Genomic DNA, 17,225 nt, shown 5'->3' with positions numbered 1-17,225 from the left:
GTGTCAGCGTCCCCGTGCCCAAGCGTCCTTGGTTGCAAACAGGCGGGTTCTGACGGCGAGAGATACCGCGGCATAGACGATGAAACCGATCGGGTGGCGTAAGATGATCCCAAGGAGCTGTGCCTTGGACAGCGGACGCGGGTCATCGTTTGGCAACAGCTCGGGGAAGCGCTGCGCGATTTCCGCAACCCCGTGATCCTGTCGGCGGCGCACGCGGACAAGGTTGCGAAAGCCCTCGACCATGGGCCAATGATATCGTCCGGGCAGCCGAATGCGTTCGTTCGGGGTGAAATTCAGCCGGGCAAAGGTATCGTCGGAGATAATGTCAGGCCAGCTTTTCCAACGTGTCCGCCCCGCCGATGTCATCGCGAAAAGACCGAAGCCGGGCGCGCCGGTCGTTACAAAGGGCAATTGCGTCCAGACGGCTGCATAGGCGCGGGTTATCGGACTTTTGGCACGTTTCACACAGGGGCTGCCACTGGCATAGCGGGGGGCATCGCTGGCAAGTGCCGTCGCGATCTGCGCCAGCATCCCCGGCTCAACCTGCACGTCCGCGTCGAGATATACGCGCACCTGGCCACGCGCTTTCGCATCCCCTTCGGTCAGCGCGGCGAGCTTGCCGCCTTCGGCGCGCTCCAGCACCAACAGGCTCCACCCCCGTGGGGGCACCATGCTGCGGGCGATTTCAGCAGTCTGGTCCGTGCAGCCATTGGCCAGAACCAGAACCTCGACCTGATGGTCTGGCGGCATGGCGGAAGAGGCATAGAGCGCGGCAAGACAATCTGCGATATAGGCCGCCTCGTTATGGGCAGGAATCAGCACCGAGACGATGCGGTTCTGCGGGGATGTCACCGGGCGGCCTCCAGCATGTCCCAACGCGGATTGTCGTCCGAAAGCGTGCGCAAGGCACCCCAGCTTCCCCACCGACCAGCCACCGACACATCGGAATAGGCGCCAAACAACTGGCCACCTAGATCTGGCCAGGCATTCAGCAGCAGTCGGTAGAGGTCCGCCATTTCAGCCGTATAGTTCAAATGGGTGAAAAAGCCGGTCAACGCGTCGTCATCGACCAACGGGCCGTGGCCGACGACATGGCTGCCGCCCTCGTACATGATCAGATCAAGACTGTGCTTTTGAGCAACCTCCGCATGATAAGGCAGAACGCGGGTCAGAAGATCGTTCAGTGTCCCTTCGGGATCGCCTGCATTCAGCCCGTCTTGCAGCTCCACCGCAGCTTGCGCGACCGCGACGTCATAGCGGTGCTCGGAAACATAAGCCTCTGCTGCGGCTCCGCGCAGACCTTTCTCGGCGGCTGCGCTGCGGGCGCGCTCCAGACTATCGGCAATCCAGGCACGGACCATGGGGGCGCGCTCCTGCGTGCCGAGGGACGCCCCGAAGTAGCCGGTGATCGCATAGGCATCAAAACTGCGATAGGGCGGTTGTCGCGTGCCATCCGCTGCCGTCCAGAGAGGCGCGGTCAGGACTTGCTCCTCAAGTCCGAGCCAGCCTGTCTGAGATGAAATGACCCGAACCAGCCGGTTGGACAGATCCGCCTGTTCCTGCCCTTCGGAGAAGACGTCAGTCCAGATCCCGGCAACCTCTGCCGCGCGGCCCCCGTAGTATTGCAACCAAAGCCCATCGCTTCCCCAGGTCGCGCGCGCTTGTTTGTCGGCCCAATGCGCCTGTTGGAACTGCCAGTTCCAGACCTCGTTCGAGTACTCGACATAGGCTTTCAGATCGTCGTCGAGCCCGTCGCGAACCAGCGTGGCGAAATTGCGCACATAGGTGTCGTCTGCCATGTGGGGCAGGGTGAACCACGGGTCGGCACCGATCCGGTTTGCCAATGTCACCAGCACTTCGGCAGGCACACCGTTTGGTGTCCAGGTGTAGTCGGCAAAGCGCGGGCGATCCTCCCAGCCGACCTGTTTCGAGTTGTTGGTCTCCATCCAATCCATGAAGCGCAGGGAGGCAAAGCCCTCGATCCTGTCCAGCCAATCCGGATTAAACAGCGCCCCGCGTTCGAATGCCTGCAGGTCGGATTCACGCACCACCGTGATATTTCGCACATAATCGCCGGTTTCTTCGCGATCACTGCGTTGGATACGGATATCGACCGCGCCCTGGCCAGGGGTGAAATCAAAGGAAACCTCGTTCTTGCCATAGCGCACGTTGGTGGCCCGGCCTCCGGCCTCGACGATACCCTGTCCGTCAAACTGCAGGACGTAGCGTCCCGCAAGGCTGGTTGCGGTCTCCGGCAGGTCGTTCAATAGCACGGTTCCGATCGAGCCCAGTTCCGGTGGAATGGCCAGCGGCCAGCCGTCGGGGTCCAGATATCCGGCAGCTCTCAACTCTTCCTCGGTAACGCCCCCCCAGCGGCCCGGTAGATGTCCGATCCAGGCGCGGGCGGTCTTGAAGTGATCGATAAACGGCGCCTGAGGGCTCCAGTCCCGCACGGCGGCGAGGTTCATCGCGACAGGTTGCCGACGTACCTCAGGTTGCAGATCCGGTTTCGGTGCAAAGGATACATCGGCATTGAGGGCCGCAATGGGCGGGTCTGCGGGTAAATCGAGGGGATCTGGCGGCAGGCTTGTACGCTCCGAGGAGCCAGTGGCGGCACGGGCCGCAATTTCCTGCAGGCGCTGGGCAAGCTCGGGCGAGGGCGTGGAGTAGGGGGTGCCCCATTCGGTTTTCAACACGCGCGGCAATCCTTCGGGGGAGCTGCCCGTCAGAACGGCGTATTGCACAAGCGCGAGATAGTAAAACCCGATGTCATCTGGGTGGATATCGTCCGAAAAGATATCGCGGATGTTGCGCAGGCCGGGAACGGTTCCGGCCTTGATCGCATCATCCAGGCGCCCCAGCGCCTGTCCGGTCGGCAGCAGGCGGATGTCACCACCGGTCGTTGCCTTCACCTTGTCAACGATTGACTGCCAGTGCTGCAGATCGTTGTCGAGCCGGTCACGCCACGCAACCTCGCCGCCATCGTCGAAGGGGACGTCTTCGCCGGTGCCGCTCAGCAGGCTATGCCAGCCCTCTTGAACATATAGAGTGACGTTTGGGTTGGTGGACGCGGCAAGCGTGTAGAAATTCTCCACTGCGCCCTTGGGGTCGCTCCAGCGCAGATGGTTTGCCAGTGGGACAGCTTCTGTGACGATGACAACATCAGCCGGGCGCTCGGCCAGACGGGTGCGGGCGTTGATGCCTTGCGCTTTGTCAGCGTGTTCCCAGTTGTAGCGCAGCGGCGCACCATTGATGACCTGATATTCGACAACGGGCTGGTTGTTCTGACCAGTCGCCAGAAGCTGTTGCACCATGCGAGGGTTTTCCGGACCGATCAGGGAGTGTCCGATCATGACGACAGCGCTGATAAGGTCCGCAGTGCTCATTGTGTCTCCGATATGGCGAAAGAGGATGCGGCCTGAACCCCGGTCCGGGGCAGGCGGGTGACCACGCCCCAGACAATGGCTTGCAGCTGTCGCGCGCCCTCCGCGTCCAGCGCGGTGAAGGAGCTGCCGTCTGCCAATGTGACCTCATGCGGCACCCCTTCGGGTGACTGGTGGTAGAGCACCGCATAATGTGTAAGCGCCACGACGTATGCGCCAAGCGGGCTGAGGTGGATCTGGTCCAGGGAGCCATCGGGTAAACGGTCAAACAGATCGTCGCGGCTGTCTAGACCGGGGATCTCTCCCGCCTCGGCCGCGCGTGTGACGGCAGCGAGCGCCTGCCCGCCAGGGATCAAGTACAAGGGGCGCGGGGGCGCGGATTTGCGATCCTTGGCCAACAGACGACCCAGCCAGAGGTCTTGCAGGTCACTGTCGATCCGCGTCAGCCACCCGTCCGGGTCGTCCAACCGATGCCAGGTTTCGTAGATATAAAGCCGTGTGTCCGGATTGCCGCGCCGCGCAAGCTGGGCCCAGCGGTGCAGGTATTCGGCAGCATCAAAATACTTGAGCGCATCGCGCAGTTCGACCATCTCGGTGAAGATGACCGCATCATAATCACCCGCTTGCAACGCGTCTTTTGGGTCGCGCCAAACCGGCGGGGCATTGACCATGTCAAAGTCGAGAATTGGTTCGCTGTCTTCCCAATGCGCCCTGAGGGACGTGCCGGAGCCGCGTTGGACGTTAAAGCGATGCTCAACGCCGGAGAGCTGTGCCAGCATGACCGGCATATCCGCCCCCACCAGCGAATGCCCCAGATGGTAGACCCGCATGGCCCCATCTGGCGGAGCAAGCGCGGGCACGTCGTTCAAGGTGCTCTGGCCTGGCCCCAATAACCAGACGCCAACAGCGCCAATTGGTACCAATGCGCCGAGCGCGATAAGGCCACGTCGGGGCAGGTTCAGCAGGCGACGGATCATGTGCAGGGCTCGTTGTTCAGGATCTCGACCGCAGTGATGATTACCCCGCTCCCGATGGCAAATCGACCCTGAAGATGGTCTCCGACACGAAAAGGTGGTTGTGGGGCGGTAAATCTTGCGGTGAAGGACTGTTCTGCCAGGTTGAAGTGCAGCTCCAACCCATCAAAGCCGAAGTAACACGTCGAGAGTGCGTATTGCGCCTTGTATGCGGCTTCCTTGGCGGAGAAGAGAAGCTTGCCAGCTTGTCCCGGGTCGGCTTGCGCGGTTATCCAATCGCGTTCTGCGCGGCTGGCAATGCTTGGCCACAGATCCCGCGAAAGCGGTGTGTCCTCTTCCACGTCTATGCCGATGCCGGGGTGCGTGGCGCGTCGGGCCACTGCCGCCAGAGCGCAGCTGCGACAATGGGTAATGGTGCCGCTGAGGTCGTCGGGCCAAATGGGCGCGCGTTTTGGGCCGATGCGGATGGGCACCGGTGTTCGGTTCAACGCGCGCATCGCCTGATGTGCGGCGGCGCGACCGGCAGCAAACTCGCGGCGGCGCTTGTCCACTGCGTTCTGCGACAGGCCAGCAGTCTCTTCTGGAAACGGCTCAGGAGGTGTGCCGAGCGGATCTTGTGCGGCAATGGCGACCTGATCGGACAGCAGCGGACGCAGCAGCTGCAACCGGACATCTGTCAGGTCAGGGAGGGCGGATGCCTCAGGGTTCATCCGGTCCGCCCCCTGCGATTGGCCCGCATGGCGCGTCGTTTGGACATTGTCTCTGCCCGCTCGGCGGGAGGCGTTGACGGCTCAGTCCGTTCAGCCTGCGAGGATGTGCCACCGTTTGCAAGCTGCTCGATATGGCCAGCCAACCCGTCCAGTGTCGGGAAGCGGAAGATATCGGTGATCGACAGGCGGTCGACCTTGAGTGCGCTGCGGATGTCACGATGGGCCTGCACTGCCAGCAGCGAATGTCCGCCAAGAGCAAAGAAGTTGTCGCCCTGCTGCACGCCCGGCACCCCAAGGAGCTGTTGCCAGATCTCGGCGATCTGCATTTCGGTGGTGGATCGGGGCATTGTGGTAGCTGCCGCGGTGGGCGAGACGCCCCGCGCAGGCTGCGGGTCGGGCAGGGCCTTGCGGTCGATCTTCTTGTTCGGGGTCAGCGGGAAGGTATCCAGCGTCATGATATGCGCGGGCACCATGACCTCGGAGAGCTGTCGGGACAGCTGCGCCTTGGCCGCTTGTTCTGACACCGGCGTCGACACGGTGACATAGCCCACCAGCCGCTCGTCCGCGCCGATCCGGCGCGGGATCACCACCGCGGCAGTGACGCCTTCGAGTGCGGCCAGAGCAGCCTCGATCTCGCCCAGTTCGATGCGCTGGCCGCGGATCTTGACCTGATGGTCGGTGCGTCCCAGGAACTCCAGCTTGCCGGCTGCGTTCCACCGCACCAGATCGCCGGTGCGATACATCTGCGCGCCCGGGCGGAAGGGATCGAGCGGGAACCGCTCCGCCGTGAGGTCAGCGCGTTGCCAATAGCCGGCGGTGACGCCTGCGCCGCCGATGCACAGCTCGCCTGCGGCACCGACGGGGACGGGCTGATCTGCGGCATCCAACACATAGACAGAGGTATTGGCGACCGGGGTGCCGATGGGGGCCACTCCCGCCGGCGTGGCCTCCAGTGTTTCTACGGTGGACCAGATCGTGGTCTCGGTCGGGCCATACATGTTGTGCAGCGTGGCGCGGGTCTGGCTGCGCAGTGCGGCGACCAGATCGCCGGGCAGCGCCTCGCCACCGACCAGCATATGTTGCAGGCGGCCAAGCACCGGGGCGGCATCCGGATCGCTGGCGATCATGCGGGCCATCGAGGGCGTGCACTGCATATGTGTGACCCCGTGGCGCAGGATTTGCGCCGCCAACGATATGTCATCCGCCGCCAAGGCCTGCACGCGGTTGGCGCGGCGCAGGACCTCAGCCAGCGGCTTCAGCCCTTCCAGCACCACATTGGGCGCGATGCCGTAATCGATCAGGCAGGCGACCTCGCTAACGCCGATGCGCTTGAGATCCTCCACCCGCCCCACCGCGTCCTCGACCGTGCCAAACAGGCCGGAGTCCTCAAAGTAGCGGTCAAAGGCAAAGTCGAGGATCGCCTCCAACTCTTCGGGGCTGAGACTGCCCAGATCCATCTCGAAGGGATTGTCGACACCTTTGGGTTTCTTGAACGCTGGAAAAGCCCAGGCGTATTGCTTGATCAGCCCGGCAGCCGAGCGCAGGTAGTCCTTCATCGGCTCGCGCGCCACCTCGCGTGCGGCCTCGCGCGTCTCGGCGAGATAGGTGTGCAGCATCAACGTGACGGTGAATTCCGAAGGGTCATGCCCGGCCTCGCGCAGCGCCTGATGATAGAGCGCGATCTTGTCGCCGACCTCGTCGATGCTCTGGCCCAGCAGGTGGGTCAGCACATTGGCGCCCACGCGGCCCGCTTCGCGCCAGGTCTCCGGGTTGCCAGCCGTCGTGACCCAGACGGCCAGTTCATCGGAGACAGGGCGCGGCTGGGTGATCACGCTGTGGGTGCCACCGTCCTGCCGCGGAAAGGAGACCTCCTCGCCGCGCCACAGCTTGCGGACGGTTTCCAGTGCCTCGAACAGGGCGGGCTTGTTGGCGGGTGGCGTGTTCTCGGGCCGCAGGATGAAATCATCCGGTTGCCAGCCGGAGGCAAAGCCGATGCCTGCGCGGCCAGCAGTGAGGTTGTCGATCACCGCCCATTCCTCGGCAATGCGGGCGGGGTGATGCAGGGGGGCCACGCAGGACCCGGCACGCACCCCGATGTTGCGGGTGACCGCCGCCACGGCAGCGCCGGTTACCGACGGGTTTGGATAGGGGCCGCCGAAGGCATGGAAATGTCGCTCCGGTGTCCAGACCGCGTTGAACCCATGCGCATCGGCGAATTTTGCCCCCTCAAGCAGGAGTTCGTATTTTTTCTCGCCCGCGCCGTCGTCATTGCCCCAGTAATAGAGGTTGAAGTCCATCTTGCGGTCGCTGAGCGTGATGGGGCCGTTCGAAAGCTGCAGGCGGCTTTCGTCGCTCGACAGTACCAGCTTGAAGCCGCGTGCCAGGGTCCAGAAAAGCTCCAGCACCGAGATGTCGAAGGACAGGCTGGTGACCGCAAGCCAGGCGTCGCCTTCCTTGTGAGGAATGCGCGCATCCATCGCGGTGAAGAAGTTCGCAACGTTGCGATGGCGCACCATCACGCCCTTGGGCAGGCCGGTGGAGCCGGAAGTGTAGATCAGATAGGCCAGATCCTCTGCCGTGGCGCTGTTCGTGATCTCGCTCGTCCCGCCCGAGAGGTCGAGCGTGTCCAGACGCAGGGGCAGGGCGGTGCTGTCGGGTAGATCCGGCGCAAGGTCCGACAGGGTGACAACCACCGAAGCCTGACTGTCGGTGATGTAATGCGCGATGCGATCCGCCGGGTAGGCCGGGTCCAGCGGCACATAGGCACCGCCTGCCTTCAGAATCCCGAGCGTGGCAATCACCAGATCCATCGAGCGGCGCAGATAGACACCGACATGGCAGCCGGGGGCGACGCCCTGTGCCTGCAGATGCCGGGCCAAGGCGGTGGCGCGTTGGTTCAGCTCTGCGTAGGTCAGCTGCTGGTCCTCAAAGACCAGGGCAATTGCATCCGGTGTGCGGGCGACTTGCGCCTCGAAGGCGGCGTGAATTGTCTGCTCGCTTGAGGGGGCGGCCTCGGTGGCGTTCCACTCCTCCAGCATTTGTTTGCGTTCGGCGTCGGGCAGCAGAGGGAGTGCGGACAGCGGCGCATCTGACCGGTTTTCGAGGTTGTTGAGCAGGCATTCAAGACGGGCCGCAAGCCGCGAGATCGCCTGCTGTGACAGGTGTTGGGACTGTAGGCGCAGGCTGCCACCGGACTGGATCAGTGCCAGTTTGGTCTCTGCGGGCGGCGTCTGCGTGCCCAGACAAAGCGCCACGGTGGGCGGCGCCTGCACTGCGATTTCCGGCGCGCGGGCCATGATATCCTCGGCAAAACCACCCTGACGCTCAGCGCGGTCGATCACCGTCGCCATGCGCAATTGAACCGCAGCGAAACCCTCGTCCAGATGCGCCGTCATCGGTACCCAATCGGCAATCAGCCCCGGACGCGCGGCAGACTCCAGGTTGGGCAGGCTCAGCGCGATGGAGCCAGACGCCTCGCCGGTGCTGCGCAGGAGCCATGCAAGGGTTGAAGCCGCCAGCGCCTCCGGAGTGCAGCTTGCGGGCAATTCGACCTCTGCCAAGACCTCTTCGGCGGCGTCGGCCGCGCCAAGGGGCAGGGGAAGCGTCTGCATGTCGGCCAAGGTACGACGCCAGAAGGCTTCCGGTTTCTGGGTTGCAAGAAGATCCTGTTCGAGCGTTTCGATCTCTGCCGGAGAAAGCAGCGGCAGCCTGTTACCCTGTTGCACCAAAGCGGTGGGACGCAGAGGCGCGCCTGCCGGTGATGTCAGCTGTGACAGACAGATGGCACCATCCGCACAGGCCAAGGTGATGTCGGTGTCCGACACCGCCAAAACCTGACCGGGCGTGCCTTCGCCTGCAGCTGCCTGAGCTTGCCCGACCAGCACGACGCGATCCCCGCATCGGACCTTGGCCGAGGTTAGCGGGTTCCAGTAGCCGCCCATGTCCAGCCCGCGCACCACGCGCAGCAATTGTGCCACCGGGCGGTCGCATTGCAGAAAGCCGGCGGCTCTGGGGCGATCCGCACGGGCATGATAGCGCCGTTGGCTCAGATCCTGTGGCTGGCGGCGCAGGTCGTCGCTTTCCAGCTGGTCCAGCACTTCGGCAAAACTGTCGAGTGCGGCGCCATAACATTTGGAATTCAGGCTGAAGGCAGTCTCGTCCTCTGCCACCGCAAACCGGCGCTGGGCAAGGATGTCCCCTTCGTCGACACCGCCCTCGATCAGATGCCAGGTGATGCCATGTTCGGTCGCGCCGTCGAGGATAGCCCAGTTTGGGGTATTGAGGCCGGCCCGTTCCGGCAGTGGGCCATCGTGGAAATTGACCGCGCCTTTCGTGGCCTTGGCGATCACCGCATCTGACAATAGCCGCAGGTTGGCGATCGACAAGAGCCAGTCGAAGGGGCCCTCGATATCCGTGACGGCATCATAGCAGTTGAGACCGTGCGAGGACGCCCAATCCCGGATGTCAGTATTGTCACTCAGGACGCCACGGATGTCGTGCCCGCGCGCCAGAAGGGCCTCGCAGCAGCCGATCAAAAGGGATTCATTGCCAATGACGACGGTGGAAAATGGCTTCACTTGTGATCCTCCAGCAACGGGGCGTGAACGGGGTCGGTATCAAAGGGTTTGGCCGGGCGTGGGCCGGGCAGGGGCCGCAGCATCCGCGTCAGATGATGACGCAAAAGGTCGCCGTAGAAATGCGGCGCATCGGCGCGCGGCTTGCCAGAGGTCAGGCGGCGCAACCCGTAAACGCCCCCACCGAGAAGACGGGCCAGCGTTGCTCCCATCGCATAGACGGCGCCACGGGTCTGGGTGAAATAATGCAGGCGCGAGTTGAGCCAGAATCCTGGTGTACGGGGCCAGGTCTTCATGCCGGTGGAGGCCGAGCCGACATGCGCCACGGTGCTTTGCGGCACGTAGTGGGTGCGCCATCCAGCGCGGGCTGCACGGTGGCACAGCTCGGTCTCTTCGAAATAGAGAAAGAACGTCTCGTCAAAGCCACCGACAGCCTCGATCACCTTGCGGCGGATCATCAAGCTGGCGCCGGCGGTCCAATCCACCTGACGCGGCTGGTCCGGGATCTCCAGCGGCACGATAGCATGCTGCAACAGGCGCGAAATCACGCCGGTGCGGGCCGCGCCCTCGAATTCGCTGGCGATGGTGGGAAAGCGGAACAGGGTGCAATGGGGCGTGTCGTCTTCGCCATGCACATAGGATCCGGCCAGTCCAGCACCGGGGTGATCCTGCAAGAAGTCCCGCAGGGTGCGAATGCAATCGGTTTCGGGAAAGGCGTCGGAGTTCAGAAGATAGTAGAAATCCGGCACCGACCCATCCGTCAGCCGTGCCTGAAAGCCGATGTTCATGCCGGCGCCAAAGCCGCCATTGACCGGCGAGGCCTCGATCCTCAACCGGCCGCTGTCCAGCCAGCCCCGGGTTTCCGCCCCGGCCTGCAACGCCTCGAAAGATCCATCACCGGAACCATTGTCGATGATCAGCACCTCGCCCGGCAGATCCTCCATCTCCGCCAGCGCGGCAGCGGCGGAGCGCAGGGTCATGGCCGGGGTGCGGAAATTCAGGATGATGGTCAGGACGGTCTGTGCGCGCATCTCTATTCTGCCGCCTTTGCTGTGACTGGCTGGCGGGCCGTCTTTGCAAGCTGATCGCGGATTGCCTTGCCCAGCACGCTGACATTTGGCGCCAGCACCATGCCGTCGTGATCGCCGGGCACCTCATGGACCTCAATCGCCGGGGCGTGGCGGGTCCAGTCATTGTCGGGGTAGACATATTCGCGATCGCGGCTGACCCATTGGCGCCCCGAGACTTGCCAATGACGGTCGAGCACCGGACGATAAAGCGTCACCGGCCCGGCCCAGGGCTGCACCTCATAAGCGGCAACAGCACGAAGGAAACCCAGCTCGATCTTGCGATTGTTGAAGCCCGCCGCCGTGCCGGTCTCCGCCGGGCGGTCCTGACGTTTGCGGATCTCCCAGGCGATGCGGTTGCGCAGCCATTCGCCCATGAAGCCGGGTCCTTTTGCGCGGAGTTCGGCAAGCTTGATCAGCGCCTTGTCCAGTGGCTTGAGAGCAGGGCGCACGGGCAACGGCGTATCCAGCAGCACCAGCGCGTCCACCGCTTCACCTGCGGCCTTGAGCTGTTGCGCGATCTCATAGGCGGTGATGCCGCCACCGGAGAAGCCGCCGACCAGATAAGGGCCTTCGGGCTGTACCTGCCTCATCTCCGCGATGTAGGCACGGGCGGCGTCTTCAATGCGCTCATGCGGCTCGTCACTGCCGATCAGACCACGCGCCTGCAGGCCGTAGACGGGGCGATCCTCGCCGAGGATCTGCGCCAGATGCCGCAGGTTCAGCACGTTGCCGAACATGCCTGCAACAATGAACATCGGCGCGGCCTGTGGATCCTTGCCCGGTGCGAGACGCACAAGATGCGTGAAGCTTTGCGGGGAGTCCGTCTCTGCCGCGTTGGTGGGCTGTTCCGCAGCAGGGCCGGTTTCCGCCTCGATCCGGACCGCAAGTGCGGCCACGGTGGGGGCATCGAACAGCACCGACATCGGGAATTCGACGCCAAAGCTGCGCTTGATCTGGGCAAACAACCGCACTGCGATCAGGGAATGGCCGCCGAGGTCGAAGAAACTGTCCTCGACCCCCACTTGCGCCAGTCCCAGCAGGTTGGCAAACTGTGCGGCAAGCGCCTCTTCGGTGGGGGTGCGCGGCGCGATATAGTCTGTGTCGAGGTCGGGACGGTCAAAACTCTGCCCGTCTGCTTCGGGCGCGGTTAGGCCGCTTGCCGCTGCCTGCTGACGCAAAGCCACGAGATCGAGCGAGGAGATCACCACCTGCGACAGGCCACTGGCGAGCGCGCGCTCCAAGGCGGGGCCACCTTCTTCGGCACGGATGCCGTTGTCGAGATTGGCCAGCAGGCGGCGCTCGTCCGGCGACAGGGGCTGCGTCTGCGGCTCCGCAGTCAGGCCGAGTGCGGTGGCTGTGGTGTCGGTGCGGACGGGCAAAAGGTTGAAGCCGCCGCTCAGCTGCTGCATGCGGAAATGTGTGATCTCCACGAGCACTTTGCCGCCTGGATCGCACAGGGTGATGTCGAACAGGACAGAACTGCGATCCCCTTTGCCATCTGCCAGACGCACATGGCTGAAGATTTCTTGCGTCAGCGGGGCCAGCACCCGGATGGCGCCATAGGACACCGGCACCCAGAGTGTGCTTGGCTCATAGCCCGGCGCCAGCTCGATGGCCCAGCCAGTGGCCAGATCCAGCAGCCCGGGATGCAACAGCGTGCCATCCCCGGTGGCGATTTCGGGCAGCTCAAGCCGCGCCAGCCCCTCGTCCCGGCCCAGAGCCATCGACTGCAAGACATGCCAGCGCCGACCAAAGCGCAGGTTGGCCTCCTGCGGCGAGCGCAGCCGGGTGCCATCCCGAGGCGCCTCCTGAGGCGTGCAGCGCGCAGAAATCGCGTCGAGGGGCACCAGCCCGCTGACATGCGACGGCTCCAGCGTCACCACCTGCGCCTGGGCGGTGCGGGCAAAGCCATCGTCTGTGGCGCCGTGGATCTGAACCTCATAGCCGTCGGCGCTCGGCGTCAAATGCATCACCGCCTCGCGCGGGCTGTCATTGTCCACCACGAAAGGCTGCAAGAAGTAGAGGTCGCGGATCTCGAACGGGGCGGTGGTGCCAAGCTGGTCCAGCCCCTCGGCGATCAGTTCGATATTGCCGGTGCCGGGAATCAGCGCGGTGCCATCATGGGTGCGGTGGTCGTCCAGCAGCCAGTCGCGGCGCGCGTCAAAGCGGCTGCGGAACACCGGCGCGCCGCTGCGATCAAACCCCTGCGTCTGCCAGAGCGCGGCGGCGCAGGGCAGCGGCTCCGACGGGGCAGCGCTGTCGCGCCGGGCGGCCATTGCCTCTGCCGCCATGCCGGTATCGGCCCAGATGCCCCAGTCGATGGCGACCACGCGGGTCTGCCCGCCTCTGCGCGACTTGGCCCAGGCGTTGAGGTATTCGTTGGCGGCGATGTAATCCACCTGGCCCGCAGGCCGCGTCACGGTGGAGGAGGAGGAGAATAGCGCCATCACCTCCAGCGTGCCATCGGGGAACACCTGATCCAGCACCCGCAGGCCACTGACCTTGGGGGCCAGCACGTCCGAGATCTGGCTGTCGGCCTTGGCCAACAATGGAGCATCGGCAATGCGGCCGGCGCCGTGGAACAGGCCAGTGACGGGACCAAAGGCGGCGCGGGCGGCCTCGGCAGCCGCGCGCATGTCCTGCAGGTTGCAGACATCACCGGCCAGGACTAGAACCTCGCCGCGTCCCGTCGCCTCAAGGTCCTGCACCGCGCGGATGCGGCTGGCGATCCGCTTGGTAGGGCTGTGACGGCGCAGGTAGCTGTCCCATTCGGCGCGGGGCGGCAGGGCCTCGCGCGACAGCAGCGTGATGCGGGCATCGTAATTGTGCATGAGATGTTTGGCGACAGTCAGCCCGATGCCACCGTAGCCGCCGGTGATCAGGTAGTGGCCGCCATTGCGCAGCGGCACATCCTCGGCCTGCGGCGTGGCGAGCGGCACCGGGCGGTAGTCCAGTTCCATGCGTTTCGCGCCACGCCATGCGGCGGAGTGGTTGCTTGGCTCTGCCAGCAGTTCTTCGAGCAAGCGCGGGGTGAGCACCTCGGACTTGGCTCCGGACAAGAGCGCCGCAATCCCTTTCGGGGCTGCTGGCAGTTCGATGTCGCAGGTGGCGACGGTCACGTCCGGCACCTCGCGCGGGATCACCCCGGCGGGACCGGAAATCATCGCCTTTTCCGGATTGGGCAGGGGCTCGTCGCGCAGCTGCACAGCGCCGGTGGTCAAAACGCTGAGATGCACTGGATGCGGTAGTTCCGCCTGCGCCAGTGCCTGACCGAGGGCGGTCAGCGACATCAGCCCCATCTCTATATTGCGATCAAAGAAGGAGGAGCCGGGACGGAAGTCCTCGGCATCGGTGACCAACCAGAAATGCGCAATCCGCTGTGGCAACAGATCGGCCTCCGCCAGATCCGTCAGCAGGGCCTCGGTGCCAAACCGCCCCTCTTCGGGCGCCAGCTGATAGAGGTCGGGTGCCAACTGCGCGTAGGTGTCACCAGCACGGACGCGCGACACTCGGTGACCGGCGGCACTGAGCGCCTCGGCGCAGGCGGCGGCCTGTCCGGTGGTGTCCTCGAAGATCAGCCAAGTCTGCGGCGCAAGGCTCAGCTCGCGCGTCACATCCAGCGCGCAGTCAGCCAAGCGCGGCCGCCAGACCGGGCGATATCCCCAATCGCGCAGGTCATCATGGCGCGTGGGCAGGGCGATCTCGGGCGCTTGCACCGATTTGCCCGGTTCGATGAAATAGCGACTACGCTGGAACGCATAGGTGGGCAGGCTGAGGCGGTTGCGGCGGGCATCGCCCCAGACCTGCGGCCAGTCGGCTTCCACGCCACAGGCCCAGAGCCGACCGATCACGCCAAAGAAATAGGCGTCATCCGCGACGTCCTGCTCCGGGTGTCGCAGCGAGCTGAGAACCTGACCGGCGGCAATCTGCGGCGCCATTTGTGCCAATGCGCTCAGGGCCTTGCCCGGACCGACCTCCAGGTAGACGCGGTTCTTCGTGGCGGCGAGCGTGTCGATGCAATCGGCAAAGCGCACGGTGTTGCGCAGCTGTTCTACCCAATAGTCGGCGCTGGTCGCCTGTTCTGCAGTCAGCGGCAGGCCGGTCCGGTTGGACATCACCGGGAGGTTTGGCGCCTGTAGGTCCAGACGGCGCAGGAAGTCGCCATAGGCCGCGAGGATCGGCTCCAGCATGCGGCTGTGGGCGGCGATGTCGATGGGGATGCGCTGGAATTCCACATCGCGTGCGCGCAGGGTTTCGGCCAGCGCGTCGAGGCGGTCATTGGGGCCGGATACTGCGGTCAGCTCTGGCGCATTGACGCTGGCGATGTCCAGATCGGTGCCGACCAACGCCTCGACCTCGGCCAGCGGCAGCGAGATTGACAGCATGCCGCCGGGTTGCACCGTGTCGAACAGCCGTCCGCGCAGCTGCACCAGATCTATGCACTCCTCAAAGCGCATCACGCCAGCAAGGCAGGCGGCGGTGTTTTCGCCCATGGAATGGCCGACCATGGCAGCAGGCTTGACGCCCCAGCTCATCCAGAGCTGCGCCAGCGCGTATTCCACGATCATGATCAGCGGCAGTTGCACCGAGGGTTTCAGCAGTGCGGCATCGGCGGCGGCGTCTTCGCCCGGTTCCGGTAGCCACAGCGCGCGCAGGTCGAAATCGAGGCTCTTTTCCAGATGGTCGAGGCCTTGGTCCATCCAGTCGGCAAAGACCGGCTCGGTTTCATAGAGGTCGCGCGCCATGCCGGCATATTGCGCGCCGCCACCGGGGAACATGAAGACCACCTCTGGGTTCGGCCCAAGGTGGTCGTGGGTGAAGACCTGACGCGGGTTTGCAGCTTCCAGCAGGTCGGCGGCCTCGGTCGCGGTCTCGGCCACCACCACGCGCCGCTTGGCAAAACCGCGGCGGCCTTCCTTCAGCGTATAGGCCACATCGGCCAGCTCCACCTCCGGGTTGGCGCGCAGATAGGCCACGAGATTCTGCGTGTTCGCCTCCAGCGCCGATTTGGACTGACCGGAGAGGCACAGCACCTGGAACGGGAAGTCGCTCTCCTCGGAGGCGGCGCGCAGGGGGGCCTCTTCCAGAATGACATGGGCGTTGGTGCCGCCGACCCCAAGGGCGTTAATCGCGGCCCGGCGCGGTCCCTTGTGTGAGACCCAAGGGGACAGTTGGTCGTTCACCCTGAAGGGCGAAGTTGCGAAATCTATGGTCGGGTTCGGCTTCTCATACCCCAGCGACGGCGGCAGGGATTTGCGGTCCAGCGACAGGGCGGTTTTGACAAAACCCGCCACCCCGGCCGCGGTGTCGAGGTGACCTATGTTGGTCTTGACCGAGCCGATGCGGCAATAACCGGTGGCGTCGGTGCCATCGCGGTAGGCCTCGGTCAGCGCGGCGACCTCGATCGGGTCGCCGATATAGGTGCCGGTGCCGTGGCATTCCACATAGTCGATGGTCTCCGGGTTGATCCGTGCTGCGGTCAGCGCCTTGCGCACCGCCGCCGATTGTCCATCCACCGAAGGCGCAAGATAACCGGCCTTGGCCGCGCCATCATTGTTGATCGCGGAGCCTTTGATGACCGCCCAGATGTGATCGCCATCCGCCAGCGCATCGCCAAGGCGGCGCAGCGCCACGGCCCCGGCACCGGAGCCGAACACGGTGCCCTGTGCGCGATGGTCGAAGGCGTGGCAATGGCCGTCAGGCGACAGGATCTCGTTCTCCTTGTAGAGGTAGCCGCGCCCCTGTGGCAGCTCGATGGTCACGCCGCCGGCCAGCGCCATGTCGCATTCTCCCTGGCGCAGCGCCTCGGCGGCATAGTGGATCGCCACCAGAGAGGTGGAGCAGGCGGTCTGCACGTTCACCGACGGCCCCTTGAGGTCGAACACATGGCTGACACGGGTGGTCAGGAAATCCTTGTCGTTGCCGGTGTGACGCAGCAGGAACATGCCGACATCATCCACCAGATCCGGGTTGGAGCAGATGTTGAAATAGAAATAGCTGCCCATGCCGCAGCCCGCGTAGACACCGACCTGACCCTTCAGGCTTTCGGGCGTATGACCGGCATCCTCCATCGCACCCCAGGCGACCTCGAGGAACTTGCGGTGTTGGGGATCGAGGATGGAGGCTTCCTTGGGGGAGAAGCCGAAGAATTCCGCGTCGAACGTGTCAAACCCCTGTAACGGAGCCGCAGAGGGCACGTAGTTTGGATCGCGCAGCACCTCGGCCCGTTCGCCCGCGGCCAACAGGCTGTCCTCATCCTGGATCTCGATGGATTCGATGCCGTCGCGTAGATTGGTCCAGAAGGCACGGATGCTGTCGGCACCGGGCAGGGTGACGGACATGCCGACCACGGCGATATCATCAGCGCTGTAACGGTCCCGCTGTTCCGGATCAAACTTCGTCATATTGTCCATCGTTCCCCAAGTTCGGCCTTATGCCTAACCCATTCTTTCGTACCGGCCGGACGAACGCTCCCCACGTCCTGACGGTGTATCCCATGTGGATCGTATTATAC

Annotated in this window: 7 protein-coding genes; all 7 read right to left on the bottom strand. The window is 64.4% G+C overall.

Going from position 1 to position 17,225, the window contains the following annotated elements:
• Positions 1-3 precede the first annotated feature (3 nt).
• From R1T40_RS11475 to R1T40_RS11445, 7 genes are read right to left on the bottom strand one after another with little or no spacing between them, the layout of a single operon-like run.
• The gene (locus R1T40_RS11475) at positions 4-852 is read right to left on the bottom strand and encodes a glycosyltransferase (RefSeq protein WP_317384194.1); all 849 of its coding nucleotides are present in this window, start codon (positions 850-852) and stop codon (positions 4-6) included.
• Positions 849-3,386 carry a hypothetical protein gene (locus R1T40_RS11470; protein ID WP_317384193.1) on the bottom strand — a complete coding sequence of 846 codons (2,538 nt, stop codon included), beginning with the start codon at positions 3,384-3,386 and terminating at the stop codon, positions 849-851. Before R1T40_RS11470 ends, R1T40_RS11475 begins: the two co-directional genes overlap by 4 nt.
• Complete coding sequence (locus R1T40_RS11465) at positions 3,383-4,360, bottom strand: hypothetical protein (protein ID WP_317384192.1); 978 nt, start codon at positions 4,358-4,360, stop codon at positions 3,383-3,385. Before R1T40_RS11465 ends, R1T40_RS11470 begins: the two co-directional genes overlap by 4 nt.
• Positions 4,357-5,067: a 4'-phosphopantetheinyl transferase family protein gene (locus R1T40_RS11460; protein WP_317384191.1), complete on the bottom strand. Its 711-nt coding sequence runs from the start codon at positions 5,065-5,067 to the stop codon at positions 4,357-4,359. The genes R1T40_RS11465 and R1T40_RS11460 overlap by 4 nt, the downstream gene beginning before the upstream one ends.
• A complete protein-coding gene (locus R1T40_RS11455) occupies positions 5,064-9,644 on the bottom strand; it encodes a MupA/Atu3671 family FMN-dependent luciferase-like monooxygenase (protein ID WP_317384190.1) in 4,581 nt (1,526 codons plus the stop codon). The genes R1T40_RS11460 and R1T40_RS11455 overlap by 4 nt, the downstream gene beginning before the upstream one ends.
• Positions 9,641-10,672 carry a glycosyltransferase family 2 protein gene (locus tag R1T40_RS11450; RefSeq protein WP_317384189.1) on the bottom strand — a complete coding sequence of 344 codons (1,032 nt, stop codon included), beginning with the start codon at positions 10,670-10,672 and terminating at the stop codon, positions 9,641-9,643. Before R1T40_RS11450 ends, R1T40_RS11455 begins: the two co-directional genes overlap by 4 nt.
• 2 nt (positions 10,673-10,674) lie before the next feature.
• Positions 10,675-17,124: a type I polyketide synthase gene (locus R1T40_RS11445; RefSeq protein ID WP_317384188.1), complete on the bottom strand. Its 6,450-nt coding sequence runs from the start codon at positions 17,122-17,124 to the stop codon at positions 10,675-10,677.
• Between the last annotated feature and the right edge of the window lie 101 nt (positions 17,125-17,225).

The organism is Tritonibacter scottomollicae (assembly GCF_032924845.1).
Taxonomy (GTDB): Bacteria; Pseudomonadota; Alphaproteobacteria; order Rhodobacterales; family Rhodobacteraceae; genus Epibacterium; species Epibacterium scottomollicae.
This window is presented reverse-complemented; position numbering and strand designations above follow the sequence as displayed.